Annotated in this window: 22 protein-coding genes, 1 tRNA gene and 1 pseudogene; 11 read left to right on the top strand and 13 right to left on the bottom strand. The window is 69.6% G+C overall.

What is annotated here, in order from left to right; genetic code table 11:
* Positions 1 to 49: 49 nt before the first annotated feature.
* Genes FVE89_RS23890 through FVE89_RS23880 form a run of 3 tightly spaced genes read right to left on the bottom strand, consistent with a single transcriptional unit; the run spans position 50 to position 2,628 of the window.
* Entirely contained in the window at positions 50 to 937 is an 888-nt protein-coding gene (locus FVE89_RS23890; protein ID WP_281409011.1) for an NAD(P)-dependent oxidoreductase, read from the bottom strand.
* A gap of 13 nt (positions 938 to 950) precedes the next feature.
* The gene (locus FVE89_RS23885; RefSeq protein WP_161392683.1) at positions 951 to 2,441 is read right to left on the bottom strand and encodes a sodium:solute symporter; all 1,491 of its coding nucleotides are present in this window, start codon (positions 2,439 to 2,441) and stop codon (positions 951 to 953) included.
* On the bottom strand, positions 2,431 to 2,628 hold the full coding sequence (locus FVE89_RS23880; RefSeq protein WP_160536759.1) for a DUF3311 domain-containing protein: 198 nt from the start codon (positions 2,626 to 2,628) through the stop codon (positions 2,431 to 2,433). The genes FVE89_RS23885 and FVE89_RS23880 overlap by 11 nt, the downstream gene beginning before the upstream one ends.
* Before the next feature lie 214 nt (positions 2,629 to 2,842).
* Between FVE89_RS23880 and FVE89_RS23875 the strand changes: the two genes are divergently transcribed.
* The 5 genes from FVE89_RS23875 (at position 2,843) to FVE89_RS23855 (ending at position 9,334) form a co-directional block, all read left to right on the top strand.
* On the top strand, positions 2,843 to 4,903 hold the full coding sequence (locus FVE89_RS23875) for a carbon starvation CstA family protein (RefSeq protein ID WP_160536758.1): 2,061 nt from the start codon (positions 2,843 to 2,845) through the stop codon (positions 4,901 to 4,903).
* 4 nt (positions 4,904 to 4,907) lie between these two features.
* Positions 4,908 to 5,129: a YbdD/YjiX family protein gene (locus FVE89_RS23870; protein ID WP_160536757.1), complete on the top strand. Its 222-nt coding sequence runs from the start codon at positions 4,908 to 4,910 to the stop codon at positions 5,127 to 5,129.
* A 73-nt stretch (positions 5,130 to 5,202) separates the two neighbouring features.
* Complete coding sequence (locus FVE89_RS23865) at positions 5,203 to 5,403, top strand: DUF3606 domain-containing protein (protein ID WP_160536756.1); 201 nt, start codon at positions 5,203 to 5,205, stop codon at positions 5,401 to 5,403.
* An 83-nt stretch (positions 5,404 to 5,486) separates the two neighbouring features.
* Positions 5,487 to 5,921, top strand: coding sequence for a tellurite resistance TerB family protein (locus FVE89_RS23860; protein ID WP_160536755.1), 435 nt, complete (start codon positions 5,487 to 5,489; stop codon positions 5,919 to 5,921).
* Positions 5,922 to 6,061: 140 nt separating this feature from the next.
* Positions 6,062 to 9,334 (top strand): efflux RND transporter permease subunit, encoded by a 3,273-nt coding sequence (locus tag FVE89_RS23855; protein ID WP_160536754.1) that lies wholly within the window; start codon positions 6,062 to 6,064, stop codon positions 9,332 to 9,334.
* Positions 9,335 to 9,547: 213 nt separating this feature from the next.
* Here FVE89_RS23855 and cynS read toward each other — a convergent pair whose 3' ends face one another.
* The gene (cynS, locus tag FVE89_RS23850) at positions 9,548 to 10,036 is read right to left on the bottom strand and encodes a cyanase (protein WP_160536753.1); all 489 of its coding nucleotides are present in this window, start codon (positions 10,034 to 10,036) and stop codon (positions 9,548 to 9,550) included.
* Between the two features lie 274 nt (positions 10,037 to 10,310).
* On the opposite strand from cynS, the gene tsaE reads away from it, so the two are divergent.
* The 3 genes from tsaE (at position 10,311) to FVE89_RS23835 (ending at position 12,808) form a co-directional block, all read left to right on the top strand.
* Entirely contained in the window at positions 10,311 to 11,843 is a 1,533-nt protein-coding gene (tsaE, locus tag FVE89_RS23845) for a tRNA (adenosine(37)-N6)-threonylcarbamoyltransferase complex ATPase subunit type 1 TsaE (RefSeq protein WP_246731161.1), read from the top strand.
* Between the two features lie 19 nt (positions 11,844 to 11,862).
* Positions 11,863 to 12,615 (top strand): nucleotidyltransferase family protein, encoded by a 753-nt coding sequence (locus tag FVE89_RS23840; RefSeq protein WP_160536751.1) that lies wholly within the window; start codon positions 11,863 to 11,865, stop codon positions 12,613 to 12,615.
* Between the two features lie 116 nt (positions 12,616 to 12,731).
* Positions 12,732 to 12,808: transfer RNA gene (locus tag FVE89_RS23835), tRNA-Arg, on the top strand.
* On the opposite strand, the gene FVE89_RS23830 is transcribed toward FVE89_RS23835, so the two are convergent.
* The 4 genes from FVE89_RS23830 to FVE89_RS23815 form a co-directional block, all read right to left on the bottom strand.
* Entirely contained in the window at positions 12,779 to 12,979 is a 201-nt protein-coding gene (locus FVE89_RS23830; RefSeq protein WP_160536750.1) for a hypothetical protein, read from the bottom strand. The genes FVE89_RS23835 and FVE89_RS23830 overlap by 30 nt on opposite strands.
* 558 nt (positions 12,980 to 13,537) lie before the next feature.
* Positions 13,538 to 13,798 (bottom strand): hypothetical protein, encoded by a 261-nt coding sequence (locus FVE89_RS23825; protein WP_202131035.1) that lies wholly within the window; start codon positions 13,796 to 13,798, stop codon positions 13,538 to 13,540.
* A gap of 409 nt (positions 13,799 to 14,207) precedes the next feature.
* Positions 14,208 to 15,050, bottom strand: coding sequence for a factor-independent urate hydroxylase (pucL, locus tag FVE89_RS23820; protein WP_160536749.1), 843 nt, complete (start codon positions 15,048 to 15,050; stop codon positions 14,208 to 14,210).
* Between the two features lie 24 nt (positions 15,051 to 15,074).
* Entirely contained in the window at positions 15,075 to 16,502 is a 1,428-nt protein-coding gene (locus FVE89_RS23815; RefSeq protein WP_160536748.1) for a nucleobase:cation symporter-2 family protein, read from the bottom strand.
* 267 nt (positions 16,503 to 16,769) lie between these two features.
* On the opposite strand from FVE89_RS23815, the gene uraD reads away from it, so the two are divergent.
* On the top strand, positions 16,770 to 17,675 hold the full coding sequence (gene uraD, locus FVE89_RS23810) for a 2-oxo-4-hydroxy-4-carboxy-5-ureidoimidazoline decarboxylase (protein WP_246731155.1): 906 nt from the start codon (positions 16,770 to 16,772) through the stop codon (positions 17,673 to 17,675).
* Between the two features lie 428 nt (positions 17,676 to 18,103).
* Entirely contained in the window at positions 18,104 to 18,373 is a 270-nt protein-coding gene (locus FVE89_RS23805) for a hypothetical protein (protein WP_160536746.1), read from the top strand.
* A gap of 52 nt (positions 18,374 to 18,425) precedes the next feature.
* On the opposite strand, the gene FVE89_RS23800 is transcribed toward FVE89_RS23805, so the two are convergent.
* Genes FVE89_RS23800 through FVE89_RS23780 form a run of 5 tightly spaced genes read right to left on the bottom strand, consistent with a single transcriptional unit; the run spans position 18,426 to position 24,170 of the window.
* Entirely contained in the window at positions 18,426 to 19,490 is a 1,065-nt protein-coding gene (locus FVE89_RS23800; RefSeq protein ID WP_160536745.1) for a BMP family ABC transporter substrate-binding protein, read from the bottom strand.
* A gap of 28 nt (positions 19,491 to 19,518) precedes the next feature.
* Entirely contained in the window at positions 19,519 to 20,445 is a 927-nt protein-coding gene (locus FVE89_RS23795) for an ABC transporter permease (protein ID WP_160536744.1), read from the bottom strand.
* Positions 20,442 to 21,518, bottom strand: coding sequence for an ABC transporter permease (locus FVE89_RS23790; RefSeq protein WP_160536743.1), 1,077 nt, complete (start codon positions 21,516 to 21,518; stop codon positions 20,442 to 20,444). Before FVE89_RS23790 ends, FVE89_RS23795 begins: the two co-directional genes overlap by 4 nt.
* Complete coding sequence (locus FVE89_RS23785) at positions 21,508 to 23,121, bottom strand: ABC transporter ATP-binding protein (protein WP_160536742.1); 1,614 nt, start codon at positions 23,119 to 23,121, stop codon at positions 21,508 to 21,510. The genes FVE89_RS23790 and FVE89_RS23785 overlap by 11 nt, the downstream gene beginning before the upstream one ends.
* A gap of 41 nt (positions 23,122 to 23,162) precedes the next feature.
* The gene (locus tag FVE89_RS23780; protein ID WP_160536741.1) at positions 23,163 to 24,170 is read right to left on the bottom strand and encodes a hypothetical protein; all 1,008 of its coding nucleotides are present in this window, start codon (positions 24,168 to 24,170) and stop codon (positions 23,163 to 23,165) included.
* 737 nt (positions 24,171 to 24,907) lie between these two features.
* Between FVE89_RS23780 and FVE89_RS23775 the strand changes: the two are divergent.
* Positions 24,908 to 25,093: pseudogene (locus tag FVE89_RS23775) on the top strand (hypothetical protein); the annotation flags it as partial.
* Positions 25,094 to 25,178: the final 85 nt, after the last annotated feature.

Raw genomic sequence — 25,178 nt, 5'->3', positions numbered from 1 at the left:
CGCGGTGCCGTCTCCGCCCCTTACGGACCGCGACAGGGGGAGGGGTCTCTCAGCGCTCCAGCCGCGCCACGAGGCTCGACGTGTCCCAGCGGTTGCCGCCCATGGCCTGAACCTCGGCGTAGAACTGGTCGACGAGGGCCGAGACCGGCAGCTTCGCGCCGTTGCGGCGGGCCTCGTCGAGCAGGATGCCGAGATCCTTGCGCATCCAGTCGACCGCGAAGCCGAAGTCGAACTTGCCCGCATTCATGGTCTTGCCGCGGTTCTCCATCTGCCAGGAGCCGGCGGCCCCCTTGGAGATCACGTCGAGCACCGCCTCCACGTCGAGGCCGGCCCGCTTGGCGAAGTGGACGCCCTCCGACAGGCCCTGGACCAGACCGGCGATGCAGATCTGGTTGACCATCTTGGTGAGCTGGCCCGCACCCGCCGGGCCCATCAGCCGGCAGGCCCGGGCATAGGCGCCGATCGCGCCCTCGACCTTGCCGTAGGTCGCCGCGTCGCCGCCGCACATCACGGTGAGCACGCCGTTCTCGGCGCCGGCCTGGCCGCCCGAGACCGGGGCGTCGATGAAGCCGAGCCCCTTGGCCTCCGCGGCCGCGGCGAGTTCCCGCGCGACCTCGGCCGAGGCCGTGGTGTGGTCCACGAAGATCGCGCCGGGCTTCATGCCGGCGAGCGCCCCGTCCGCGCTCAGCACGACGCTGCGCAGGTCGTCGTCGTTGCCGACGCAGGCGAACACGATCTCGGCGCCCTCGGCGGCCTGCCGGGGCGTCGGCGCGAAGGCGCCGCCATAGGTCTTCACCCAGGCTTCCGCCTTCGGCGTGGTGCGGTTGTAGACGGTGACGTCGTGGCCCCCCTTCTTGGCGAGGTGGCCCGCCATCGGGCCGCCCATCACGCCGAGACCCAGGAATGCGACCTTCGCCATTGTGCTCTCCTCGAACAGGATCCAGGCGGGCTCAGCGGCCCGCCGCGACGGCCGGATTCCGGCCGCCCAGGGTCAGCACCGCGTTCACCACCACCGCCACGACGATGTTCACGGCGAGCGCCAGGAGCCCGGTATAGAGCGTGAGCTTCGCGTCGCCGACGGTGAGCGTGTGCAGGGGCTTCAGCCCGTCCGACCACGCGATGAGGCTGCCGGTCACGAAGCCGACCGCCCAGCCCGCCAGCAGCGCCGGCGCGCGGAACCACGAAACGTAGAGGCCGAAGACCAGGGCCGGCAGGGTCTGCAGGATCCACAGACCGCCGAGCAACTGCAGGTCGAGGGCGAACTGCGTCGGCAGGACCAGGATCGCCACCAGGGCGCCGATCTTGACCAGCATCGAGGTGATCTTGGCGACCTGCGCCTCGCCCGACGGGGTGACGTTCGGGTTGACGTAGGCCTTCCAGACGTTGCGCGAGAACAGGTTGGCCGCGCCGATCGACATCACCGCCGCCGGCACCAGGGCGCCGATCGCGATCGCCGCGAAGGCGAAGCCCGCGAACCAGCCCGGGAACAGGGTCTTGAACAGGGCCGGCACGACGTCGTTGTTGCTCGTCACCTTCAGGCCGGCCGCGTGGCCCATGTAGCCGAGCATCGCGAGCAGGCCGAGGAGCAGCGTGTAGGCCGGCAGCAGCACCGCGTTCTTGCGGATCGTGTTGCTGCCCGAGGAGGCGAAGATGCCGGTGAGCGTATGCGGGTACATGAAGGCCGCGAGCGCCGAGCCGAGCGCGAGCGACGCGTAGGGCAGGATCTGCGCCGGGCTCAGCAGGATGCCGCCCGAGCCCTTGGCCTTGAAGGCGGCGTCGGCCGCGTCGAACACCGCGCCGTAGCCGCCGAGCTTCGAGGGCACGATCGCCACCGCCACCAGCACCACGACGTAGATCATGATGTCCTTGACGAAGGCGATCAGCGCCGGCGCGCGCAGGCCCGACGAGTAGGTGTAGAAGGCCAGCACCAGGAAGGCGAGGATCAGCGGCACCTCGCCGTGCAGCCCCAGCGCCTTGATGGCCACCTCCATGCCGATCAGCTGGAGCGCGATGTAGGGCATGGTGGCGACCACGCCGGTGAGCGCGACCGCGAGTTCGAGCGTGCGCGAGCCGTAGGTGCCGTACACGACGTCGCCAGCCGTGACGTAGCCCTTGTCCTTGGCGGCCTGCCACAGGACCGGCATCACCGCGAAGACGAACGGATAGACGATGATCGTGTAGGGCAGCGCGAAGAAGCCGTAGGCGCCGACCGCGTAGACGAGCGCCGGCACCGCGATGACCGTGTAGGCGGTGTAGAAGTCGCCGCCGATCAGGAACCACGTGATCCAGGTGCCGAATTTGCGCCCGCCCAGGCCCCATTCGTCGAGATGGGCGAGCGTCTCGGGCCGGCGCCAGCGCGCGGCCACGAAGCCCATCACGGTCACCAGCAGGAAGAAGAAGACGAAGACCGACAGTGCCGGAATGTCGAGATCAGCGGTCATCGCGCACGGCCCGGTAGACGACGTAGAGGATCAGCGAGGTCAGCGGCACCCAGGCCAGCTGGTACCAGTAGAAGAACGGAAAGCCGAACAGCATCGGATCGTGCTGGTTGTAGAACGGCACCCAGAGAAGCCCCAGGAAGGGCAGCAGGAGAAGCCACATCAGCGGCGAGCGGCGTCGGGTTTCCATGATCCGGCCCGGTGAGGAGAACAGGTCCGTGACGAATGTCCGCTGTTACAGGCAGCGGTCATCGTGCGGTCTGGATCGCTGCATCACAGCTCAGATCGCTTGCGTCAACGGGAGGTGAATAGGATAAACTGAAGCTGTCGCACGGGATCCACGAATCCCGGCCGGGGGCTCGGGGGAGCCGCCCGAGTCCAAGGCGGCAATCTGGGAGGAAACGATGGGTACGGCGGTCAGCAGGCATGGGCCCTGGGCCCTGGTGGGCGCGCTCGGCGCCGCGGCACTGGCGATCGTGGCGAGCCAGCGGGGCGAGACGATCAACGCCCTCTGGATCGTGGTCGCGGCCGTCTGCGTCTACCTGATCGCCTACCGCTACTACGCGAAATTCATCGCCGACAAGGTGATGCGGCTCGATCCCAAGCGCGTGACGCCGGCCGTGCGCCACAATGACGGGCTCGATTACGTGCCCACCAACCGCGGCGTGCTGTTCGGCCACCATTTCGCGGCGATCGCGGGGGCGGGCCCGCTGGTCGGCCCGGTGCTCGCGGCCCAGATGGGCTACCTGCCCGGCATGCTCTGGATCCTGGCCGGCGTGGTGCTCGCCGGCGCCGTGCAGGACTTCATGGTCCTGTTCGTGTCGATGCGCCGGGACGGCCGGTCGCTCGGCGAGCTGATCCGGGCCGAGCTCGGCACGATTCCCGGCATCATCGCCCTGTTCGGCACCTTCCTGATCATGGTGATCCTGCTCGCCGTGCTGGCGCTGATCGTCGTCAAGGCGCTCGCCGAGAGCCCCTGGGGCACCTTCACGGTGATGTCGACGATCCCGATCGCCATGCTGATGGGCGTCTATTCCCGGTCCATCCGCCCCGGCCGGATCGGCGAGGTCTCGATCCTCGGCTTCGTCCTGCTGATGCTGGCGATCGTGGCCGGTGGCTCCGTGGCGTCGAGTCCGGTCTGGGGGCCGGCCTTCACCTTCACGGGTCCGCAGCTCTGCTGGATGCTGATCGGCTACGGCTTCGTCGCCTCGATCCTGCCGGTCTGGCTGCTGCTCGCCCCGCGCGACTACCTGTCGACCTTCCTCAAGATCGGCACCATCGTGGGGCTCGCGCTGGGCATCGCCTTCGTTGCCCCGCACGTGCAGATGCCGGCGATCACCAAATTCGTGGACGGCACCGGCCCGGTCTGGGCGGGCAGCCTGTTCCCGTTCCTGTTCATCACCATCGCGTGCGGTTCCGTCTCGGGTTTCCACGCGCTGATCTCGTCCGGCACCACGCCGAAGCTGATCGCCAGCGAGGCGGATGCCCGCTTCATCGGCTATGGCGGCATGCTGATGGAATCCTTCGTGGCGATCATGGCCCTGGTCTCGGCCTGCGTGATCGATCCGGGCGTCTACTTCACCATGAACGCGCCCGCGGCGCTCATCGGCACCACGCCGGAGACGGCAGCCGCGGCCGTGACCAAGCTCGGCTTCGCCACGACGCCCGAGATCATCACCCAGACCGCCGCCGATGTCGGCGAGCGCACCATCATCTCCCGCGCCGGCGGCGCACCGACGCTCGCGGTCGGCATGGCCCACATCATCTCGTCGGCCATCGGCGGCAAGGCGATGATGGCCTTCTGGTACCATTTCGCGATCCTGTTCGAGGCCTTGTTCATCCTCACGGCCGTGGATGCGGGCACCCGCGCCTGCCGGTTCATGGTGCAGGACCTCGTCGCGCTGGCGGTGCCGTCGTTCAAGAACACCACGTCGTGGGGGCCGAGCATCGCGGCCACCGCCATCTCGGTGGGGGCCTGGGGCTACTTCCTGTACCAGGGCGTGACCGACCCGCTCGGCGGCATCAACACCCTGTGGCCGCTCTTCGGCATCTCGAACCAGATGCTGGCCGCGGTGGCGCTGACGCTCTGCACGGTGGTGATCTTCAAGATGAAGCGCGAGCGCTACGCGTTCGTGACCATCATCCCGACCGCGTGGCTGTGCCTGTGCACCCTCACGGCGGGCTGGCAGAAGATCTTCTCCGCCGACCCGAAGATCGGGTTCCTGGCCCATGCCGAGCGCTACGCGGGGGCCGCCGCCGAGGGCAAGATCCTGGCGCCGGCCAAGAACGCCGACCAGATGAGCCAGATCATCCTCAACGACCGGATCGACGCGGTGCTGGCGGCCCTGTTCATCGGCCTCGTCGTCGCCATCGCGGGTTTCGGCATCGCGGCCTGCCTGAAGGCGTGGCGCGCCGATCGCTGGACCGCGCTGGAGACCGAGCCGCGCCTGGTCGCGGCGGAATAGGCGCATGCTGCAGCCGTCGAACCTGCGGGACCGCCTCCGGACGCTGTCCAAATGCGTCTGCGACGGCGCCCGGCTGATGGTGGGCCAGGGGGATTACGCGGCCTATGCCGAGCATATCCGCCGCACCCATCCCGACCGGGCGCCGATGACCGAGCTGGAGTTCTTCCGCAATCGCGAGAATGCCCGCTTCGGGGTCGGCAACACCTCGGGCTTCCGCTGCTGCTGATCCGGACCCGATCGGCCCCGGTCGGCGTTTGTCACGCCGGGGGCCATCAGCCCTCGCGAGACGCGGAGGGCCGATGGCCGACGAGAGCGTGCAGGAACCGGCCGAGCCCAGGGCCGTGAACGTCGCCCATGCCTGGGAGCGGGCCTACTGGGCGCGCCGGTTCATGGTGCCGGTGGAGCAGGTCGAGGCCGCGGTGGCGGCGGTCGGCGACGATCCGGCCCGCGTGGCGGCCCATCTCGGACGGGACTGGCCGGGGCACGAACCCGCCACCTGAGACCGGCATCCCCGATACAAGCTCGGCCACATCTTGACTCGGCGGCCACAATATCCGCCATTTCCGACCGGACGGGAGTCGGCATGAGCATTTTCCAGGACGCCATCCTTCGGTTCGGCCGCACGATCATGTCGTATGCGGGCGACGCCGTCTTTCTGCAGGCCGCGGTCTCGTCCGCCGCCAACGTCATCGTGGCGGATGGCGACGTGGCCGAGGAGGAGATCGAATCGGCCATCAGCGGGATCCGCGCCAACCCGATCCTCGAGAAATCCTACGACACCCTGCGGGTCGAGCAGGAACTCTACGAGGCGATCGCCCGGGCCAAGACCCGGGCCGGCCGGCTGGAGAACCTGCGCCTCGTCGGCGCCATCGCGGAGCGGCCGATCGAGCAGCGGCAGGACGTGTTCCTGATCGGCGCCGACGTGGCGGACATCGACGGGATCAGCGCGGTCGAGCATACGGCGCTCGACGAGATCGCCGGGGCGCTGCAGGTCGACAAGTCCGCCCTGCTGCGCTGATCCGCCCGCCCCCGCGACGCCCTGCGGCGTCACGGCCCGCACCTTGCCTGCCCGGACGTGATAGCGAAACAGTCCGGGTGTAACGGCTCGCCGGTACACAACGCGGAATTGCCGGCCCCGTGCCGGCCGGCGGAGACCGCATGGGCCTCGTCCTCTACGCCCTGAAGTTCCGGATCACGACCTACGTGCTCGCGGTGCTGATGATGCTGGGGGGCATCGGCGCGATCATCGTCACGCCGAAGGACGTGCTGCCGGTGGTCGACATCCCGGTGGTCGTGGTCGTCTGGACCTATACCGGCCTGTCGGCGCCGGAGATGGAACAGCGCATCACCACCTATGCCGAGTACGGCATCTCCAACAACGTCAACAACATCCGCCGCGCCGAATCGACCACCCTCCAGGGCACCGCGGTCCAGCGGATCTACTTCGACCCGTCGGTAAGCCTCGATCTCGCGATCGCCCAGGTGGTCTCCTCGACCAACTCGATCCGCGCCGTGATGCCCCCCGGCACCCAGCCGCCGGTGATCGTGCGCTACTCCGCCTCCTCGGTGCCGGTGATCCAGCTCGCCCTGACCTCGGCCAAGCAGAGCCTCAACGAGGTCTACGACTACGCCCAGTACCGGATCCGCCAGACGCTCGCGCAGGTGCCGGGTTCGACCCTGCCGGCTCCGTTCGGCGGCGCGCCCCGGCAGATCATGGTCGATCTCGACCTCAACGCCCTCCAGGCGCTGGGCCTCACGCCGCTCGACGTCACCAACGCCATGACGGCCCAGAACCTGACGGTGCCGTCCGGGCTCACCAAGATCGGCGAGCAGCAATATCCGGTCCAGCTCAACGCCACTCCGCCCTCGATCGAGACCCTGAACCTCGCGCCGATCAAGGTGGTGGCCGGCCAGCCGGTTCTGGTGCGCGACGTCGCCTATGTCCGCGACGGCGGCCCGCCGCAGATCAACGTGGTGAGCGCCGACGGCAAGCAGGCCGTGCTGATGCAGGTGATCAAGAACGGCACCGCCTCGACGCTGAACGTCGTGAACAACGTCAAGGCCGCGATGCCGACGATCCGGGCGGCGGCGCCCGAGGGCCTGTCGATCCAGCAGCTCTTCGACCAGTCGGTCTTCGTCTCGAACGCCATCGAGGGCGTGCTGCACGAGGCGCTCACCGCAGCGGCGCTGACCGGCCTCGCGATCCTGCTGTTCCTCGGCTCCTGGCGCTCGACCATCATCGTGCTGATCTCGATCCCGCTCTGCGTGATGACCTCGCTGGCGGTGCTGGCGGCGCTCGGCGAGACCATCAACGTGATGACGCTGGGCGGCCTCGCGCTCGCGGTCGGCATCCTGGTGGACGACGCCACGGTGGCGATCGAGAACACCTACCGGCTGTTCGAGGAGGGCGAGGCGTTCCGCGAGAGCGTGGTCCACGGCGCCGCCGGCATCGCGAAGCCCGCCCTGATCTCGACCCTGTCGATCTGCGCGGCCTTCACGGCGGTGTTCGCGCTGACCGACACGCCAAAGTATCTGTTCACCCCGCAGGCGCTCGCGGTCGTGTTCGCGATGCTGACCTCCTACCTGCTGTCGCGCACCCTGGTGCCGCTGCTGATCGACGTGATCGTGGCGCCGGAATACCGGCAGAAGCACGCCAGGGATCGGGAGCGGCAGGAGCCGCCCCGCCGGGGCCGGATCGCGCGCGCCGTCGGCCTCGCCGGTGCTCCGCTGATGCGCCTTGCGGGCCGCATCCACGGCGGCTTCGAGCGCGGCTTCGCCCGGTTCCACCGGGGCTATGTCGGCCTGCTGCACGCGGTCCTGCGCCACCGGATCGTGACCCTCGGCGTCGTCGGCGGGGTGCTCGGGATGACCGGATTGCTGTTCGTCTTCGTCGGCCAGGATTACTTCCCGCAGATCGAGGCGAGCCAGATGACCATGCATCTGCGCACGCGCACCGGCATGCGCATCGAGACCACGCAGCAGGTCTTCGCCGAGATCGAGGACACGGTCCGCGACGTGATCCCGGCGGGGGAGATCGAGCAGATCCTCGACAATATCGGCCTGCCGTCAATTAACTACAATTTCGCTTTCTCGGACGGCTCGTTCGTCTCCTACAACGACGGCCAGATGCTGATCAGCCTCAAGGAGGGCCACGGCTCGGTGGCGGGCTACACGAAGCGCCTGCGCGCGGAACTGATGAAGCGCTTCCCCGACGTGACGGTGTATTTCCAGCCCGCCGACATGATCACCCAGATCCTGAATTTCGGCGTCATCACGCCGATCGACGTGCAGGTCTCCGGCCGGCACAAGGAGAAGGATCTGGAGGTCGCCCAGCGCATCGTCCAGCGGCTGAAGCACACCAAGGGCCTCGTCGACGTCCATCTCCAGCAGATCGTCAACGAGCCGCAATTCTACGTCGACGTCGACCGGCGTCTCGCCTCCGAGCTCGGGCTGACCGAGCAGCAGGTGGCGCAGAACATGAACATCTCGCTGTCCGGCAGCTATCAGGTGACGCCGAACTTCTGGCCCGATCCGAAGACCGGCATCCCCTATCAGCTCTGGGTGCAGACGCCCGAATACCGCAACAGCTCCCTGAACGACCTGCGCAACACGCCGATGTTCGTGCGCGCCGCCGCGACCTCGGGCTCCGGCCCCGGCGTTCTGACCCTGCTCTCCAGCCTCGCCGACCTGCGCCGGACGCCGACGCAGACCATGATCAGCCACGTCAACATCCAGCCGACCTTCGACATCTTCGCCTCGGTGCAGGACCGCGACCTCGGCTCGGTCGCCCGCGACATCGATGCGATCGTGCAGGACGAGCAGACGAATCTGGAGGCGCCCGACAGGATCGCGGTGCGCGGCCAGATCGAGAACATGCGCTCGGCCTTCTTCCGCCTGGAGATCGGCCTCGGCATCGCGCTGATCGCCGTCTACCTGTTGATGGCAGTGAACTACCAGAGCTGGGGCGACCCGTTCGTGGTGATCGCCGCCCTGCCGATGGCCTTCTGCGGCATCACCTTCGCGCTGTTCATCACCGGGACCGCCTTCTCGATCCCGTCGATCTTCGGGGCGATCATGTCGGTGGGCATCGCCTCGGCGAACTCGATCCTGCTCGTGACCTTCGCCAAGGAGCACCGGGAGGCGACGGGCTGCAGCGCCGTGGAGGCGGCGATCACCGCGGGCGAGACGCGGCTGCGCCCGGTGCTGATGACCGCCTCGGCGATGTTTTTGGGGCTGATCCCGATGGCGCTCGGCACCGGGGAGGGCGGCGAGCAGAATGCGGCTTTGGCCCGCGCCGTGATGGGCGGCATCGCCTTCGCGACGCCGGCGACGCTGCTGCTCGTGCCGTTCCTCTACGTGCTGATGCGTAACGGCCCGGCGCAGCCGGTGCAGGATTACCTGGAGCCGGAGGGCCAGCCGGCGGCGGCATAGGGCGATACGGCGTCCGCGCGTCTCCCTCCCCCCTCTGCGGGGGAGGGTGGCCCGCGAAGCGGGTCGGGAGAGGGGAGCGACGGCGCAGAACGAGGCGCTGACCTTCATGAAGGGCGCCCCACATCCGGAAGCCGGGTTCCCCTCTCCCGACCCCTGCTGACGCAGGGGCCACCCTTCCCCGCAAAGGGGGGAGGGGGAGCTCCTTTTGCTCGCTCAGCCCTCCTTGAAGCCGTATTCCGGCGTCTCGTCGTCGTTGCCGTAATACTTGTACGGCAAGAACTTGCCCGACATGGTGAGCCGCACCCGGTCGCCCTTGTTGTTGGCCTCCCGGGCCATCTCCATGTTGAAGTCGATCGCCGACATGATGCCGTCGCCGAACTCCTCCTGGATCAGCTCCTTGAAGGTCGTGCCGTAGACCATCACCAGCTCGTAGAAGCGGTAGATCAGCGGATCGGTGGGCGGCATCGACGGGATCGAGCCCCGGTAGGGCGCCTCGTTCAGCATCCGCTCCTCGGCCGCGGAAAGCCCGAACAGCTCGGCGGCCCGCTTGGCCTGGGCCTTGGGCAGCTTCATCTGGCCCATGCAGGCCGCGGTGATCAGGAACGGCGACAGGCCGCCGATCGCGTCGTGGATATGCTTCCAGCTCCAGCCCTTCTCGCGCTTGATGTCGAGAAGCTTCTCGGTGAGGTCCTCACGCTTCATCGTTTCCTCCCTGCTTGATGGTTCCGCCGGATCGGGGGCCCGGACCGGCGGTGCGGCCGCGCCCCCTCGGCAAGCCGTATGCCAATCGGGACGGCCAAAGGCCCGCGAGCGTGCTTTCAATGCACCGGATGGGCGGGAAGCGCACAACCGCGGCCGGAAACCCTTGCATCCGGAGCGTGTTTTCGGACCATGCGTCTTCGGGTCTCGGAGGCGGGTTTTGGGCGGAGACGATCGGGACGGGCAGAGGGCCAGCGGCCCGGCGGACGCATCTGCGCTGCCGGCGCCGTGGGAATTCGTGCTGCCGGAGGAACCCGCCACCGAGGATCTCGGCCTGTTCCTGTCGGAGTTCCTGCTCCCCGGCGACATCGTGGCGCTCTCTGGCGGCTTAGGCGGCGGCAAGACCACGCTGGCGCGGGCGATCATCCGGGAACTCGCCGGCGATCCGCGCCTGGAGGTGCCGAGCCCGACCTTCACGCTGATCCAGCCCTACACCGCCCGGGACGGGCGGCCGATCATCCACGCCGACCTCTACCGCCTGCGCGACGCCGACGAGCTGGTGGAGCTCGGTTTCGACGAGATGGCCGAGGAGGCCGTCACCCTGGTCGAGTGGCCGGACCGGATGCCGCCCCGCGACGGCCCGGTTCTGACCATCGATCTCTCCCTGCGGGCGGAGTTCGGCCCCGGGGCGCGGCTCGCCCGGATCGACGGCTCCGGCGGCATGCGCGCCCGGCTCGACCGGGCCCGGGCGGTGCGCCGCCTCCTCGACCGCAGCGGCTGGGACATCGCCGAGCGCGTGCTGATGCAGGGCGACGCCTCCTCCCGCGCCTACGAGCGGCTGACCAAGCCCGACGGCACCAGCGCCGTGCTGATGATCGCGCCGCCCCGGCCGGACGGGCCGCCGGTGCGCGACGGCAAGCCCTACAGCGCGATCGTGCATCTGGCCGAGAGCGTCCACGCCTTCGTGGCCCTCGACCGGGGCCTGCGGGCGCTCGGCTTCTCGGCGCCGAAGATCTACGGCGAGGATCTCGCCGAGGGCCTGCTGATCCTGGAGGATCTCGGCAGCGAGCCCGTCATCGAGGCCGGCGCCCCGCGGCCCGAGCGCTACGCCGAGGCGGTGCGGCTGCTCGCCAAGCTCCACGCCACCCCGCTGCCCGCGACCCTGCCGGTGGCGGACGGAATCGACCATGTCCTGCCGCCCTACGATACGGAGGCGCTGCTGTTCGAGGCGGAGCTGATGCCCGAATGGTACGCCCCCGCGATCCGGGACGTCACCCTGTCGGCTGAGGCGCGGTCGGACTTCGTGGATCTGTGGCGGGCGGCGCTCCAGGGCGCGATCCCCGAGCGGCCGACCTGGACCCTGCGCGACTACCATTCCCCCAACCTGATCTGGCTGCCCGAGCGGGACGGGCTGGAGCGGGTCGGGCTGATCGATTTCCAGGACGCCGTGATGGGCCACCCGGCCTACGATGTCGCCTCGCTGCTGCAGGATGCCCGGGTCGATGGCAGCGCCGAGTTCGAGCTGCGGCTCCTCGGCCTCTACGCGCGGGAGCGGCGCGGCCGGGACCCGGCCTTCGATGTCGGCGCCTTCGCGACCGCCTACGCGCTGCTGGCCGCCCAGCGGGCCACGAAAATCCTCGGCATCTTCGCGCGCCTCGACCGGCGCGACGGCAAGCCCGGCTATCTCGCCCACCTGCCGCGGATCGAGGGCTACCTCGCCCGCAACCTCGCCCATCCGGCACTTGCCGGGCTGCGGGCGTGGCACGCGCAGCATCTGCCGGGCCTCGTCGCGCCGGCCCCCGAACCCTGACCACCGGATCCGTCCCCGCATGAGCGACCCCGAGCCCGCCGTCAGCCGCGCCTTCGTCCTGGCCGCGGGCCTGGGCAAGCGCATGCGGCCGGTGACCGCCACGGTGCCCAAACCCCTGGTGGAGGTGGCCGGCAAGGCGCTCCTCGACCACGCCCTCGACCGGGTCGCCGAGGCCGGGATCGGCACTGCGATCGTCAACGTCCATTACCTGCCCGACCTGATCGAGGGCCACCTCGCCCGCCGGGCCGAGCAGCCGGGCCGCGGGCCCGTCACGATCGTATCCGACGAGCGCGCGGCGCTGCTGGAGACGGGCGGGGGCATCCGCAAGGCGCTGCCGCTCCTCGGCGGCGCGCCCTTCGCGGTTCTGAACTCGGATTCGTTCTGGCTGGAGGGTCCGGCCTCGAACCTGCGCCGGCTGATCGAGACCTGGGACGGGTCGCGCATGGACGGCCTGCTGCTGGTTGCGCCGACCACCACCAGCCTCGGCTACGAGGGCGCAGGCGACTTCGTGATGGAGGCGGACGGGCGCCTGGAGCGCCGCGGCGAGCGCGCGGTGGCGCCCTTCATCTACGCAGGCGTGGCGATCCTGAGCCCCAGCCTGTTCGCCGACACGCCGGAGGGTGCCTTTTCGCTGAACCTCCTGTTCGACCGGGCGATCGCGGCCGGGCGGCTGTTCGGCATGCGCCTCGACGGCCAGTGGCTGCATGTCGGCACGCCGGAGGCGATCCGGGCCGCGGAGGAGCGGGTGAAGGCGAGCGCCCGGGTGCTGTAGGAGGGCGGCCGATCGATGCGGTTTGAAAGTCTTGCGACGGGGTGTCTTGCCAAGCCCGATCCGAGCCTCTAGAAGCCCCCTCACACCGGCGGGCCAAGACCCCGCCGCCGTGTCAGGCGCCCGTAGCTCAGCTGGATAGAGCACCAGACTACGAATCTGGGGGTCAGAGGTTCGAATCCTTTCGGGCGCGCCATTTCCGCACAGAACAGCGAACACCGGGCGTAACGACGCCGCCTGAGCGGGCCAGGGCAGTATCCAGATTCGTTTTGTCGGCGACGATGCGGATCACGTTCATTTCAGCCTCGACGCGATCAACGATCGCCTGAAGCCACGCCTTTTCGCGCGGGATTGCACGCGACGCCACGTTCTCGCGTAGCAGGCGACCGAACCGCTCAATCAGTTCGGAGCGCGTGTCGAAGCTCCTCTGCCCACATCGATCCGATTCGTCGGCTCGACCCCGTCGGTCTCCTCCGCGACGCGCTCCACCTCGGTGATCTCGACGCCGCTCAAGCCCTTCAAGCCCTTGGCGGCCTGAGCATGGCTTGGTGATAGCGATAATCGTCCCTCGGGCCGACAGAGATGATGCCGACCGTGAGGCGTGTGGCGGCTTGCACCCAGAACTGAGTGACGGTTCCAAGGCCAACGCGGGCCACCGTGCCCAGCAAGCGCCTGCGCGTGACGGGAGGACGTGCCACCCGCAGGTCGCCTCCAGCCGCCCGGCGGCGGCGACTGGAGGCGAAGTGTAGGTGGAGACTCGCCAACCGCGACGCCGAGATTTTCGGCAAACGCGTCGGTCCATCTGCGAAGCAGTCGTCTAAAAGCGCCCGATAGGCGACATCAGCATGGCCAAAACTGAGCCATGCCGCCGTTACACGCGACACACACCTGCGGAGACTGAGGCCAATCCGTTCAAATCACGGCCTCAGCGCAGGCCGCCGGCCCGCTGCGGCGTGTGCGACCGGCTCACGGAGCCTGTCGTCAGGTCACCGACCGAGACCTCAACATTCGTGCCATAGGCACTCACGTTCCGCGCGGCCGCCAGATTCGCCGCAGCCGCCTGACCTTCGAGGCCGCCGGGCGCCGTCACGGCAGGGATTCCGGCCGGGGCGGTGTAGCTCTGTGCTGATGCGGCTGTCGTCAGCGCGAGACCGAGGGCGGCGGTGGCAAGGAAGCGGGAGATCATCGAACTCATCCATCGAACAGGGCGGCCCGCCAAACGGCCGAGCCGAGCGCCCGTTCCTATAGATTGGGCACGCATGCCTCCCGATCCAACAGGATCAGCTTACTCTTTGTGCGGATTCACACGACGTGATCGACGGGCCTCGGATCGACATGCCGCAGGGCGGCGGCGATCCGTCAAAAAGAACACTCTTCGCAATGGCTTGACAAAAACAGCCGCTTCCGTCCGCTTTCGGAGCGCATGGCACGGATTTTTCCCGGTGGTTCCGCTCGGTCCGGATCGCTGCACCTGTGCCAGGCCGCCGTGATCCGCGCCGCGACGAGATACGCCGGCCGGTCCAGAGCGGATTGTGCCCGTTGGGTCAGCGCCATCGCCTGGGTCACCGCCGCGGCATTCCGCAGCGCGACCGCGCTCAGGCGACGCGGCCGATCGTAGCCTCGATCTGGCCGTGTGGCTCGTCGGTCGGCAGGAATACGGTGCCGGGATTGTCGAGGCCGAAGGGCTGGAGGTCGATCGGGATGTAGTGCTTGTTCGGCATGGCGAAGGCAATCTCGGCGACCTCAGGCATCGCCGCCAGCACCGCCTCGCCCATCCGGTACATGCTGTCCTGCACGCCGTAGCTGTAGGTGCTCCCGAACACCGCGATCAGCGTCTCCAGGATACGGGCATTGGCCTCGCCATAGTCGGCCGGCGTGCCGGACCACGTCCAGGTGGCGTCCATGCTGGTCGCGGCGATCCGATCGGTCGTGTCCGGCAGCGTCCGATATTGATCGTCGACGAAGTCAGACCAGCCCGACTGCGTGGTCTTCATGAAGGTGAAGCCCCGCAGGCCCGAGCGGAGCTCGGCCCCGTCCCGGCCGGCCACGAGGCGGACATAGCCGACGCCGTTGCCGTCGAGCGTGAAGGTGTGGCCGTGCGGCGCACCGGCGATCGCGTGGCGCAGCCAGCGCGTCTCGGTGGCCTCGATCGTCACGGTCTCCACCTGCGGGTAGGTGTCGAGGATGACCCGCGCCACGGCCCCGACGAACGCCTCCTTGTCGAGGGAGACGTTCCGGGCCGCCGTGACGTTGACGATGTTCTTGACGCTGTCGGTGGCCACGCAGGCGCGGTTGTCGCCCTCCGTCCAGGCGGCGTCGAAGCGACCTTGCATGAGCACGGTCAGCGTCAGTTCGCGGGGCGTGTGGTGATCGCCGTCCCGGGTCAGACGCATCACCCGAACCCGGCTCTTGCCGTATCGCGAAGCCATCAGGGCCATATGCATCTCCGGGTTGGGACGGGTTCAGTGAGCTTCGGCGGCCCGGGCCTGCCGGACGGCGTCCGCCCGCGCTGCGCCCACCGTGTCGAGACCATTGAAGAACAGGTTCAGGATCACGGCCGAGAGGGCGCAGAGCAGGATGCCCGATTCGAGCAGCGGGTGCAGCGCGCGCGGCATCTCCTTGAAGAAGGCGGGAGCCACCAGCGGGATCATGCCGAAGCCGACCGAGACGGCGACCACGAACAGGTTGTTGCGGTTGCCGGCGAAATCCACCGTGCCGAGGATGCGCACGCCGGTGGCGCCGACCATGCCGAACATCACGAGACCCGCACCGCCGAGCACGCATGGCGGGACCGCCTCGACCAGGGCCGCCAGCTTCGGAACGAGCCCGAGCCCCAGCATGATCACGCCGCCGACGACCGCGACGTAACGGGTCCGGACGCCCGTCACGCCGACGAGGCCGATGTTCTGCGAGAACGATGTGTAGGGGAAGGTGTTGAAGAGGCCGCCGATCACCGTTCCGAGCCCGTCGCCGCGCAGGCCCTGAGTCAGGCGCGTCTCGTCGACCGGGTCCGCGCAGATCTCGCTCAGCGCGAGGAACATGCCGGTCGACTCGATCAGCACGACGATCATCACGATGCAGAGCGTCACGACCGAGACGGGATCGAAGGTCGGCAATCCGAACGCGAAGGGTCGGACGAGGTCGAACCACGGTGCGCGCGCGACGTGGCCGAGGTCGACCAGCCCGAAGAACCCGGCCACGGCCGTCCCGATCACGATGCCGATCAGGACCGAGGCCGAGTTGACGAAGCCGGTCCCGAACCGCGTGATGGCCAGGATCACGCAGAGCACGAAGGCCGCGATGGCGAGGTTGAGCGGCGCTCCGTAATGGGAATTGCCGATCCCGCCGGCCGCCCAATTCACGCCGACGCGCATCAGCGAAATGCCGATCACGAGGATGATGGTGCCGGTCACCACCGGCGGGAACAGCGGCAGCAGCCGTCCGATCAGCGGCGCCACCGCCAGCGCGAACAGGCCGGCCGCGATCACGGCGCCGTAGATGCCCGTCAATCCGATGTCGGGGCTCGCGCCCATGGCGATCATCGGCGTCACCGCCGCGAAGGTCACCCCCATCATCACCGGCATGCGCACGCCGATACCGGGCAGGCCCCAGCTCTGCACCAGCGTCGCGAGGCCGCCCGCGAACAGGTCCGCGCTCACCAGCATCGCGACCTGATCCGGGGGCAGCTTGAGCGCCCGGCCGACGATCAGCGGCACCGCTACGGCGCCGGCATACATCACCAGCACATGCTGAAGGCCGAGCAGGCCGAGCGCGAGGGGGCCGACCTGGGTGATCGGCGCCGTGGCGGCTTCGAGCGGGACGGAGCCGCCTACCAGGGCCGCGTCTGGCCGGGGACTCGCGGGAGCCTCGGATCGGGTGGCGCTCGGCATGGCGGGATCTCTCCAGCGGGCGGGCCGGTCGACCATGAAGACCGCAGATCCGCGCGCCACAGCGCCGATCGCGCAAGGTATATGCCAAGTGTTGGTTGCGGCGTCCCGGAGACATCGCAAGAGTGTCGGGCGCCGAAGCGGGCGTCGCGCTGGAATCAATCCCCGCGCGGAGGTCGGTTGGCCTGTTGCCTGCAACCGCGAACAGGCCGGGGACCGGCGTCGATTCGGCGTGGTCCCGGTGCCGGTGAAGCGGCCCCAGGACGGGGCATGCCGAAGAACGGGGTGGCGATGAAAATCCCTCTCACGGACCTCAACACCATGCCGGAGGCCGACTTCGTGGCGGCGCTCGGCGCCGTCTTCGAGCACGCGCCCTGGGTTGCCCGGGCCGCGGCCCAGCGCCGGCCGTTCGACACCGTGGCCGCGCTCCACGCGGCTTTGTGCGCAGCCGTGACGTCGGCGCCCGACGATCTGCGCCGCGCGCTGCTGACCGGGCACCCGGAACTCGCGGGTCGTGCGGCCCGTGATGGGCGGATCGCCGCCGACTCGATCGTCGAGCAGGCGGCGGCCGGCCTGGATCGCCTCTCCGACTCGGAATACGCCCAGTTCGAGGCCCTGAACGCGGCCTATCGCGGCCGCTTCGGCATCCCGTTCATCCTCTGCATCGGGCGCCACGGCCGTGCCTCGCTTCTGCGGGCGTTCGAGGAGCGCCTCGGATCCGATCCGGAGACGGAAATGCGTACCGCGGAGGCCGAGGTATTCCGCATCGCCGCGCTCCGCCTCGGCCGCGCGGTCGAAGCGGACGGGACGCTCCGCACCACCGGCCGGATCTCCACGCATGTGCTCGACACCGTGCTCGGCCGGCCGGCCGCGGGCGTTGCCGTGGAACTCGTCGAAGCCGTCACCGAGGCCGAGGCCGTGTGCGTCGCGCGCGCCGTCACCAACGCGGACGGGCGCACCGACGTCCCGCTGATCGCCGGGCGGCCGGTTCCGATCGGGGTCTACGAGATCCGGTTCGCCCTCGGCGACTATCATCGAGGCCTCGGGATGAGCCTGCCGCAGCCGCCCTTCCTCGATGTCGTGCCCCTGCGCTTCGGCGTGGCCGATCCGGAGGCGCATTATCATGTGCCGCTGGCGGCGACGCCCTGGAGCTACCAGACCTATCGCGGCAGCTGAGACCCGCAGCGGGTGATGGGCCACGTGACTTGCTGCGGTTCCGGCGGCCGTTCCGGATCGCGGGGGAGGGTGAGATGCGCTGCGTCCGGGCCGGATGGATCGCCGTTCTGGCTGTGGGCGCGTCGCCGGGCCTCGGGGCCGGGTTCACGGGCGGGCGACTCACCGTTCCGATGCGGGCGGCCGCGCAGGGCACCGTGACGCCTCCGGCCGGTCAGCCTCGTGTCACCGCGCCGGGCGGTCTGCGCGGTCGCGCGGCGCGCCGGCATCGCGGGATCCACCGGCCTCGTGGACGGCGCTCGGTGTCGGTCTGACGAGAGCCAGGGGCAAAGGCGGCGTCGAATGAGCGATACTGCCGCATCGTCCTCATGGAACTTGTGGGCGTCTCCACCATTCGATCCGCTTACTGATGTCTCGACGATGGAGCCGCGATGCCACGGACGTTGATGGTGGTCATGGCCCTGGGCGGTCTTCTCGGCACGGCGGCGACCGCACAGGCCCAATCCTACAGTGCCCCTGCCGGCCGCGACCCCGCCACGGCCCCGGGCGGAACGGAGGGCATTGCCGGTCCTCGCAACGAATCGGAGGCGATCCGCTCGGGCGACGCGGTCGTGGTATCGCCACGAGGAGACGGCATCCCGGTTCAGGAACCGCCCGCCCCGCAGCCCGGCGGGCCGGCAGCACCGCTCGGCCGATACTGAAGGGTGCTGCCGGCCCCCTTTCCGCACCGTGCGGGAGATCGGCCGCGGAACCCTATTGCGGCAGCGTGTCGTCGATACCCTTCACGTACCAGTTCATGCCGAGGATCATCGGGTCCGGCGCGATCTCGCCCGCCTTCACCGCGACGCTCCCGTCCTGCTTCGTCACGGGTCCGGCGAAGGGGTTGACCTTGCCGGCGGCGATGGCCTTGACCGTATCCTCGGCCATGGCCTTCACGTCGGCGGGCATGTTGGTGAAGGGCGCCAGCACGACCATGCCGTCCTTGATCCCGCCCCAGGTATCGTGGCTCTGCCAGGACCCGTCGAGGACGGCCTTGGTCTCGCGGATGACGTAGCCGCTCCAGTCGTCCACGACGGCGGTCAGCTGCGCCTTCGGGGCGAAGCGGTACTGGTCCGAGGACTGGCCGAAGGCGAGCTTGCCCTGCTTCTCGGCCTCCTGGAGGGGCGCGGCGGAGTCCGTGTGCTGGGCCAGGATGTCGGCCCCCTGGGCGAGCAAGGCCTTGGCGGCTTCGGCTTCCTTGCCCGGGTCGAACCACGTGTTCACCCAGACGATCTTCAGCTTGACGTTCGGGTTGACCGACTGCGCGCCCAGCATGAACGCGTTGATGCCGCTCACCACCTCGGGGATCGGGAACGACGCGATGTAGCCGATCGTGCCCGTTTTCGTGAGCGTGGCGGCGATCTTGCCGCAGACGTAGCGGCCCTCGTAGAACCGCGCCGAGTAGGTCGAGACGTTGGCGGCGCGCTTGTAGCCGGTCGCGTGCTCGAACTTCACCTTCGGGAATTTCCGGGCGACCTTCAGGGTCGGCTCCATGAAGCCGAACGACGTGGTGAAGATCAGGCCCATCCCTGAGCGGGCGAGCTTCTCGATCGCCCGCTCGCTGTCGGATTCCGGCACGTTCTCGAGGTAGGTGGTCTCGACCTTGTCGGGCAGCGCTTCGGCGAGCGCCCTGCGGCTGAGGTCGTGCTGGAACGAGTAGCCGTAATCGGCGACGGGCCCGACATAGACGAAGCCGACCTTGAGCTTGTCTTCGGCGTGCGTCGGGGAGGCGAGGAGCAGAAGGGCGCCGAGACAGGCGCCGAGGGTGGTTCGCAGCATCCGGAATGTCCTCTGGGTAGCCGCACCGCTAGCGGTGCGGGGTGAAGTCGCGCCCGAGCGCGGCGGGGGCCAGCGAACCGCCCCGCCTCCGGCCGAGCGAGAGCAGGACGAGTGCCAGGATCGTCGCGACGTAGGGGAGCGCCGAGAGCAGCTGCCCGGGCAGGCCGATGCTCGCGGCCTGGGCGTGGAGCTGCAGCACGGTGGCGCCGCCGAACAGGGTCGCCCCCGCCACCACCCGCCCCGGCCGCCAGGAGGCGAAGACCACGAGGGCGAGCGCGATCCAGCCGCGGCCCGCGGTCATCGCGGGCGCCCAGAACGGCGTATAGGCGAGGGACAGATAGGATCCGGCCAGTCCTGCGCAGGCGCCCCCGAAAAGGACCGCGAAGAAGCGCACGCCGCGGACCGGCAGGCCCAGCGCGTGAGTCGCGGCGTGGTCGTCGCCGACGGCCCGCAGGATCAGCCCCGCCCGCGTCCGCCACAGGAACCACGCGATGCCCGCCGCCAGGCCGAGGCCGGCATAGACGAAGGCGTCCTGCCCGAAAAACAGGCGGCCGATCCCCGGCAAGTCGCTGAGCCCCGGCACGTACAGATGCGGGGCCGGCTCCCGTTTCTGACCGACATAGCCGGCCCCGACGAGGCCGGAGAGGCCGAGCCCGAGGATCGTGAGCGCGAGGCCGGAGGCCACTTGGTTGGCCGCGAGTCCCACGGTGAGCAATCCGAACACGGCCGCGAGCCCCATGCCGGCACCGGCACCGGCGAGCGCGCCCAGCAGGGTCGAGTTGGTCTCCACCGCGGCGGCGAAGCCGAGCGCCGCGCCGCACACCATCATGCCTTCGACGCCCAGGTTGAGGACGCCCGCGCGCTCGACCACGAGTTCGCCGAGGGCCGCGATGATCAGCGGGGTCGCCGCCGTCAGCACCGTGACCAGCACCATCTGGATCATGTCGAGGCTCATCGCGCCGCTCCGGAGACGAGCCGGATCCGGAAGCGCGTGAGCACGTCGGCCCCCAGGACGAGGCAGAGCAGCAGCCCCTGGAAGGCCCGGGTCAGGTCGAGGGGGAGCCGGAGATCGATCTGTGCCGCCTCGCCGCCGATGGTGGTGATCGCGATCACCAGGGCGGCGGCCAGGATGCCGAGCGGCGAGAGCCGTCCCAGGAAGGCGACGATGATCGCGGTGAACCCGTAGCCCGGCGAGATCGTCGGCTGGAGCTGGCCGATCCGGCCCGCGACCTCGGCGACGCCGGCAAGACCCGCCGCGCCGCCCGAGATCGCGAAGGCCGCGAGCGTCAACCGAACCTCGCTGAAGCCCGCGAACCGGGCGGCACGGGGGCTTTCGCCGACGACGCGCGTCGCGAACCCGAACAGGCTGCGGCCCAGGACAAGGGTCGCGATCACCGTCGCGGCGAGCGCCAGGAGCACGCCGGCATGCAGGGTCTCGCCCTCCATCAGGTACGGCAGGCGCGCGGCCGCGTCGAACGCGACGCTCTGCGGGAAGTTGAAGGCCGCCGGGTCGCGCAGCGGGCCGCGCGCCATGTAGTCGAGGAGCAGCTCCGCCACGTAGACGAGCATCAGGCTCGTCAGGATCTCCGAGACGTCGAGTTGGACCCGGAGGAGGGCCGGGATCATCGCGTAGGCGATGCCGGCGAGCGTCCCCGCGAGCAGCATCGCGGGCAGGATCCAGGCGGTGGAGCCCGCGCTCCCCTGGGTCGCGACCGCCACCCAGCCGCCGGCGAGTCCGCCGACGACGAACTGGCCCTCGGCCCCGATGTTCCACAGGTTCGCCCGGTAGCAGAAGGCGAGGCCCGTCGCGATCAGGGCGAGCGGCGCCGCCTTCACGGCGATCTCCTGCAGCGACCACAGCTCGGAGAGCGGGGTCACGAAATAGACGGCGAAGGCCGCGCCCGGCGAGACGCCGAGGAGCGAGACCGCCACGCCGCCGATCAGCACGGCCGTCACGAAGGCCAGGACCGGCGACAGGGCTTCGGCCAGGGGCGAGCGCCGCGCGCGCGGCACGAGATCAAGGCGCATGGGCAATCTCGGCTCGCGCGATGGCACCCGTTGGGTCGACGGGGCCGTCCTGCCCGCTGGGGAGCCCGCTCGATCCGCCCATCAGCAGTCCCACCGCCTCGCGCGTCGTTTCGGCCCGCGGCGCGGCGGCCGACAAGTGTCCGGCGTGCAGGACGGCGATCGATCCCGCGATCTCGAACAGCTCGTCGAGATCCTGGCTGATCACCAGGACCGCGCACCCGCGCGCGGCGAGGTCGATCAGAGCCTGCCGGATCCGCGCGGCCGCGGCGGCGTCGACCCCCCAGGTCGGTTGATCGACCACCAGGATCCCAGGCTCGGCCTGGATCTCGCGCCCGACCACGAACTTCTGCAGGTTGCCGCCCGAGAGCGTGCCGGCCGCCGGATCCGGTCCCGCCCCGCGAACGTCGAAGGCGTCGATCACCCGGGCCGCCAGCGCCTGGGCCGCGGCGCGGCGCACGAGGCCGAAGCGCGACAGCGGCGCCGTGGCCCGGCGCGTGAGGACGACGTTCTCGGACAGGCTCAGGCCGGGCGCGGCGGCGTGGCCGTTGCGCTCCTCCGGCACGAAGGCGGCGCCGAGCCGGCGGCGCGCGTTGATCCCGAGATGTCCGACGGAGGTCCCGTCGATCCGCACGGCCCCCGCCTCCGGCGCCGGGATTTCCCCGGACAGCGCGGCGAAGAGTTCCGCCTGACCGTTGCCGGCGACGCCGGCGATGCCCAGGATCTCGCCGCCGCGGATGCCGAGGCTGATGTCGCGCAGGGCCGTGGCGTGCAGGCCCGGAGCGGGCAGCGACAGGCGCTCCAGCCGCAGGCGCTCGTCCCCGCCGGGCGCGGCCGGGCGTGCGGCGACCTCCCGCACCTGTGCGCCGACCATGAGCGCGGCCAGCGACGCGGCGGTCTCCGAACGCGGGTCGCAGGTGCCGACGACCCGGCCGCCGCGCAGGATCGTGGCGCGGGCGCAGAGACGGCGCACCTCGTCGAGCCGGTGCGAGATGTAGAGCAGCGCCCGGCCCTCGCCGCGCAGGCGCTCCAGCACGGTGAACAGCAGCTCCGCCTCACCCGGCGTCAGCACCGAGGTCGGCTCGTCGAGGATCACGAGCTTCGGGTCCTGGAGCAGGCATCGCACGATCTCGATGCGCTGGCGCTCGCCGGCCGAGAGGGACCAGACCGGCCGGTCGGGTTCGAGCTTCAGGCCGTAGGTTTCCCCGAGCGCCGCGATCCGCTCCGCGAGCGCTGCGCGGCGCAGGCTCCGCTCCATGACCAGGGCGATGTTCTCGGCGACCGTGAGGTTCTCGCAGAGGGAGAAGTGCTGGAACACCATGCCGATGCCGAGCCGGCGCGCCGCCTCGGGGTTCCGCAGCCGGACCGCCGCCCCCCGATGCGTGACGACCCCCTCCGTCGGCTCGAGCAGGCCGTAGAGGATCTTCATCAGCGTCGACTTCCCGGCCCCGTTCTCCCCGAGCAGGGCGTGGATCTCGCCGGTGTGGATCTCGAGGTCGATGTGGTCGTTCGCCGTGAACGTGCCGAAGCGCTTCACGATGCCATAGGCGCCGAACAGAGGCCTCGGATCGTTCGCCGGCCCTGCCGATCCGGTGCCGCCTGCCATGGTCCGCCCGCTCCGCGATGCCTTTTGAGGGTCAGAAGCGATCAGAAGACGTGGAAGGCGAAGCCTGCGAGGAAGCTCTTCTCCTCGGTGCCCTTGAAGCTCGCGGTCTCCACGTTGCCGAACTTGTTCAGCCAGTACTGGAACCCGATGAAGACATCGACCCTGTTGGGTTGGTCGTAGATCAGCTTGCCGAGGTCGAGAACGAGGTTGGTGCGCGAGAGAAACTCCAAGCCGCGCTTGGGGTTGAAGGCGAAGTCGGCCACGTTCTGCACGCCGCGCCCCTTGGGCAGCACGATGTTGTTGAAGCCCGTGAGGCTGAGCGGGAGGTTGGTGAAGGCCAATGGGAAATTGTAGACGATCTCGAATTCGGGGACGACGTCGAAGCTCTGATCGCGATCCGGCTGAACGTTGAAGCCGTTGCGGTTCCATTCCTTGTAGGCGTGGGTGCTCAGGTTGAGGAAGCCCGCCGGAACGTCGAAGGCGAAGTTCAGGCCGCCGACGACGTCACGCTTCTTCGAGCCGAACGCGTCGTTCTGCGAATTCGCGTCGAAGCCGAAGGCGAGCGACACGTCCTTGACGAAGCCGGGGATCGCGAAGGCCTTCGAGTTTGTGAGCGCGTTCAGGCTGAGGGTGCCGCGATAGAGGCCGTAGGCTTCCGTGTTGCCGTAATCGGAGAAGGCCGGCGAGGCGATGCTCCCCGGCGGATTCGTCGTGCCGGCCGGGAGTTGGGAGCCCGACTTCAGGATGTCGAGGGCGAAGAAGTTCGTGCCGTAGGCCCAGGCATCCGCATGGGTGATGCCCAGGATCTGCTTGGGCGATTCCCGCGATACGAAGCTTCCGTCGGGCCGCCGGATCTGCACGCCGGGCGCGACCGCCGGGAATTGATAGCGATAGCTGATCTGGGTGTCCGAGAAGAGGAAGAAGGACGCATCCTTCACCGGCACGGACTCCGGGGCCTTGTCCGTCTTCGCGGTTTCCAGGTCTGCCGCGGATGCGGCCGCCATCGCCCAGAGCGACAAGGCCGCCGTCACCAGTACCCGCCCGATCATTGCGCCGTCCCCCCAATCCTGCTTGGCCGGATACAGAGCAGCAACCGTTATGCCAGGGCGCTGGCGAGCGGCGTCGACTTGAACGTGAGTCGCAAAAACACAACACCCTCGCGTGGGTGCGGACCGGTATCTTCGACCGTGCGGAAGCTGCAGGCGGCCGATTCCGTCGTCCAGCCTGTCCCCGCGGCGGCGCGCCGGTCGCGGTTCGCGCCCCAGAGGGCGGATCGATGCGGCAACCCTGACCGGTCTGAGCGATCTTGATCCCGGTGCCGGTCAGGCTGCACCGCGAATACGGTTTGCGCGCGCTCGGCGCCGGGAGCCGCGCATGGACTTTTCCGGCGGCGCCGGGATCATCCGCGCGCGGGCCTTCGGCGCGGCAGGTCTGCGGCAGGCATATTGCGTCGGGTGTCCGGCGCCGAACCGTCTGACGAGGGGGCATGGACTTCAACACGATCGAGACCGTCCTCCCGCCCCGCGGCCGGGCCGATCGGCCGGATCGGGCGGACGGCGATGCGTTCCTGGCCGGCGGGACGTGGCTGGTCCCTGTGCTGCGGCCTGGAGCATGCCGGCTCGTCGACTTGGCGGGTTCCCGGCGGGTGCCCGCACACGGTCGACGCGCATGGTCTGACGCCCGCAGCGACCTGCACGGCAGCGACCTGCACGATCGCGCGACCCGACCGGCTCGAACTGCCGGGCGACCGGATCGCCCCGCCTCTCGTCGCGCAAAGCTGCCGGGCACCCACACGGTGGCGGCGTGGGCCTGCCGCGGCTACGGCCGGAGCCAGACCATCTTCGCCCTCGCATCGGCCCTGGATCCGTTCGCGCTGCGCCGCCGGAACGCGGTGAGAACCCGGGACGCGCGGGTGGCGAGCCGCTTGAAGCCGCACGACGTCGTCGGCAGCTATGGGCTCGATCAATGCCTGACCCCGGCGGAGTTCGGCACCGGCACGGTGCATCGGCAGGGCGCGGCCGCGGCGCTGCCCGTCGCTCCGGCGTGCGTGCGCATCG

The sequence above is a fragment of the Methylobacterium sp. 2A genome, assembly GCF_009806555.1.
Taxonomy (GTDB): domain Bacteria; phylum Pseudomonadota; class Alphaproteobacteria; order Rhizobiales; family Beijerinckiaceae; genus Methylobacterium.
The sequence above is the reverse complement of the archived record's forward strand: the minus strand, read 5'-3'. Positions and strand labels throughout refer to the sequence as shown.

What these genes read in the sequence shown, in the direction of transcription:
- FVE89_RS23780 (WP_160536741.1), bottom strand. Translation starts at nt 24,170, where the DNA reads ATGATCGGGCGGGTACTGGTGACGGCGGCCTTGTCGCTCTGGGCGATG.
- FVE89_RS23875 (WP_160536758.1), top strand. Translation starts at nt 2,843, where the DNA reads ATGGGTACGGCGGTCAGCAGGCATGGGCCCTGGGCCCTGGTGGGCGCG.
- FVE89_RS23790 (WP_160536743.1), bottom strand. Translation starts at nt 21,518, where the DNA reads ATGCGCCTTGATCTCGTGCCGCGCGCGCGGCGCTCGCCCCTGGCCGAA.
- cynS (WP_160536753.1), bottom strand. Translation starts at nt 10,036, where the DNA reads ATGAAGCGTGAGGACCTCACCGAGAAGCTTCTCGACATCAAGCGCGAG.
- pucL (WP_160536749.1), bottom strand. Translation starts at nt 15,050, where the DNA reads ATGGCCCTGATGGCTTCGCGATACGGCAAGAGCCGGGTTCGGGTGATG.
- uraD (WP_246731155.1), top strand. Translation starts at nt 16,770, where the DNA reads ATGCCGAAGAACGGGGTGGCGATGAAAATCCCTCTCACGGACCTCAAC.
- FVE89_RS23785 (WP_160536742.1), bottom strand. Translation starts at nt 23,121, where the DNA reads ATGGCAGGCGGCACCGGATCGGCAGGGCCGGCGAACGATCCGAGGCCT.
- FVE89_RS23840 (WP_160536751.1), top strand. Translation starts at nt 11,863, where the DNA reads ATGAGCGACCCCGAGCCCGCCGTCAGCCGCGCCTTCGTCCTGGCCGCG.
- FVE89_RS23885 (WP_161392683.1), bottom strand. Translation starts at nt 2,441, where the DNA reads ATGACCGCTGATCTCGACATTCCGGCACTGTCGGTCTTCGTCTTCTTC.
- FVE89_RS23815 (WP_160536748.1), bottom strand. Translation starts at nt 16,502, where the DNA reads ATGCCGAGCGCCACCCGATCCGAGGCTCCCGCGAGTCCCCGGCCAGAC.
- FVE89_RS23865 (WP_160536756.1), top strand. Translation starts at nt 5,203, where the DNA reads ATGGCCGACGAGAGCGTGCAGGAACCGGCCGAGCCCAGGGCCGTGAAC.
- FVE89_RS23800 (WP_160536745.1), bottom strand. Translation starts at nt 19,490, where the DNA reads ATGCTGCGAACCACCCTCGGCGCCTGTCTCGGCGCCCTTCTGCTCCTC.
- FVE89_RS23870 (WP_160536757.1), top strand. Translation starts at nt 4,908, where the DNA reads ATGCTGCAGCCGTCGAACCTGCGGGACCGCCTCCGGACGCTGTCCAAA.
- FVE89_RS23855 (WP_160536754.1), top strand. Translation starts at nt 6,062, where the DNA reads ATGGGCCTCGTCCTCTACGCCCTGAAGTTCCGGATCACGACCTACGTG.
- FVE89_RS23795 (WP_160536744.1), bottom strand. Translation starts at nt 20,445, where the DNA reads ATGAGCCTCGACATGATCCAGATGGTGCTGGTCACGGTGCTGACGGCG.
- FVE89_RS23880 (WP_160536759.1), bottom strand. Translation starts at nt 2,628, where the DNA reads ATGGAAACCCGACGCCGCTCGCCGCTGATGTGGCTTCTCCTGCTGCCC.
- FVE89_RS23825 (WP_202131035.1), bottom strand. Translation starts at nt 13,798, where the DNA reads ATGATCTCCCGCTTCCTTGCCACCGCCGCCCTCGGTCTCGCGCTGACG.
- FVE89_RS23860 (WP_160536755.1), top strand. Translation starts at nt 5,487, where the DNA reads ATGAGCATTTTCCAGGACGCCATCCTTCGGTTCGGCCGCACGATCATG.
- FVE89_RS23805 (WP_160536746.1), top strand. Translation starts at nt 18,104, where the DNA reads ATGCCACGGACGTTGATGGTGGTCATGGCCCTGGGCGGTCTTCTCGGC.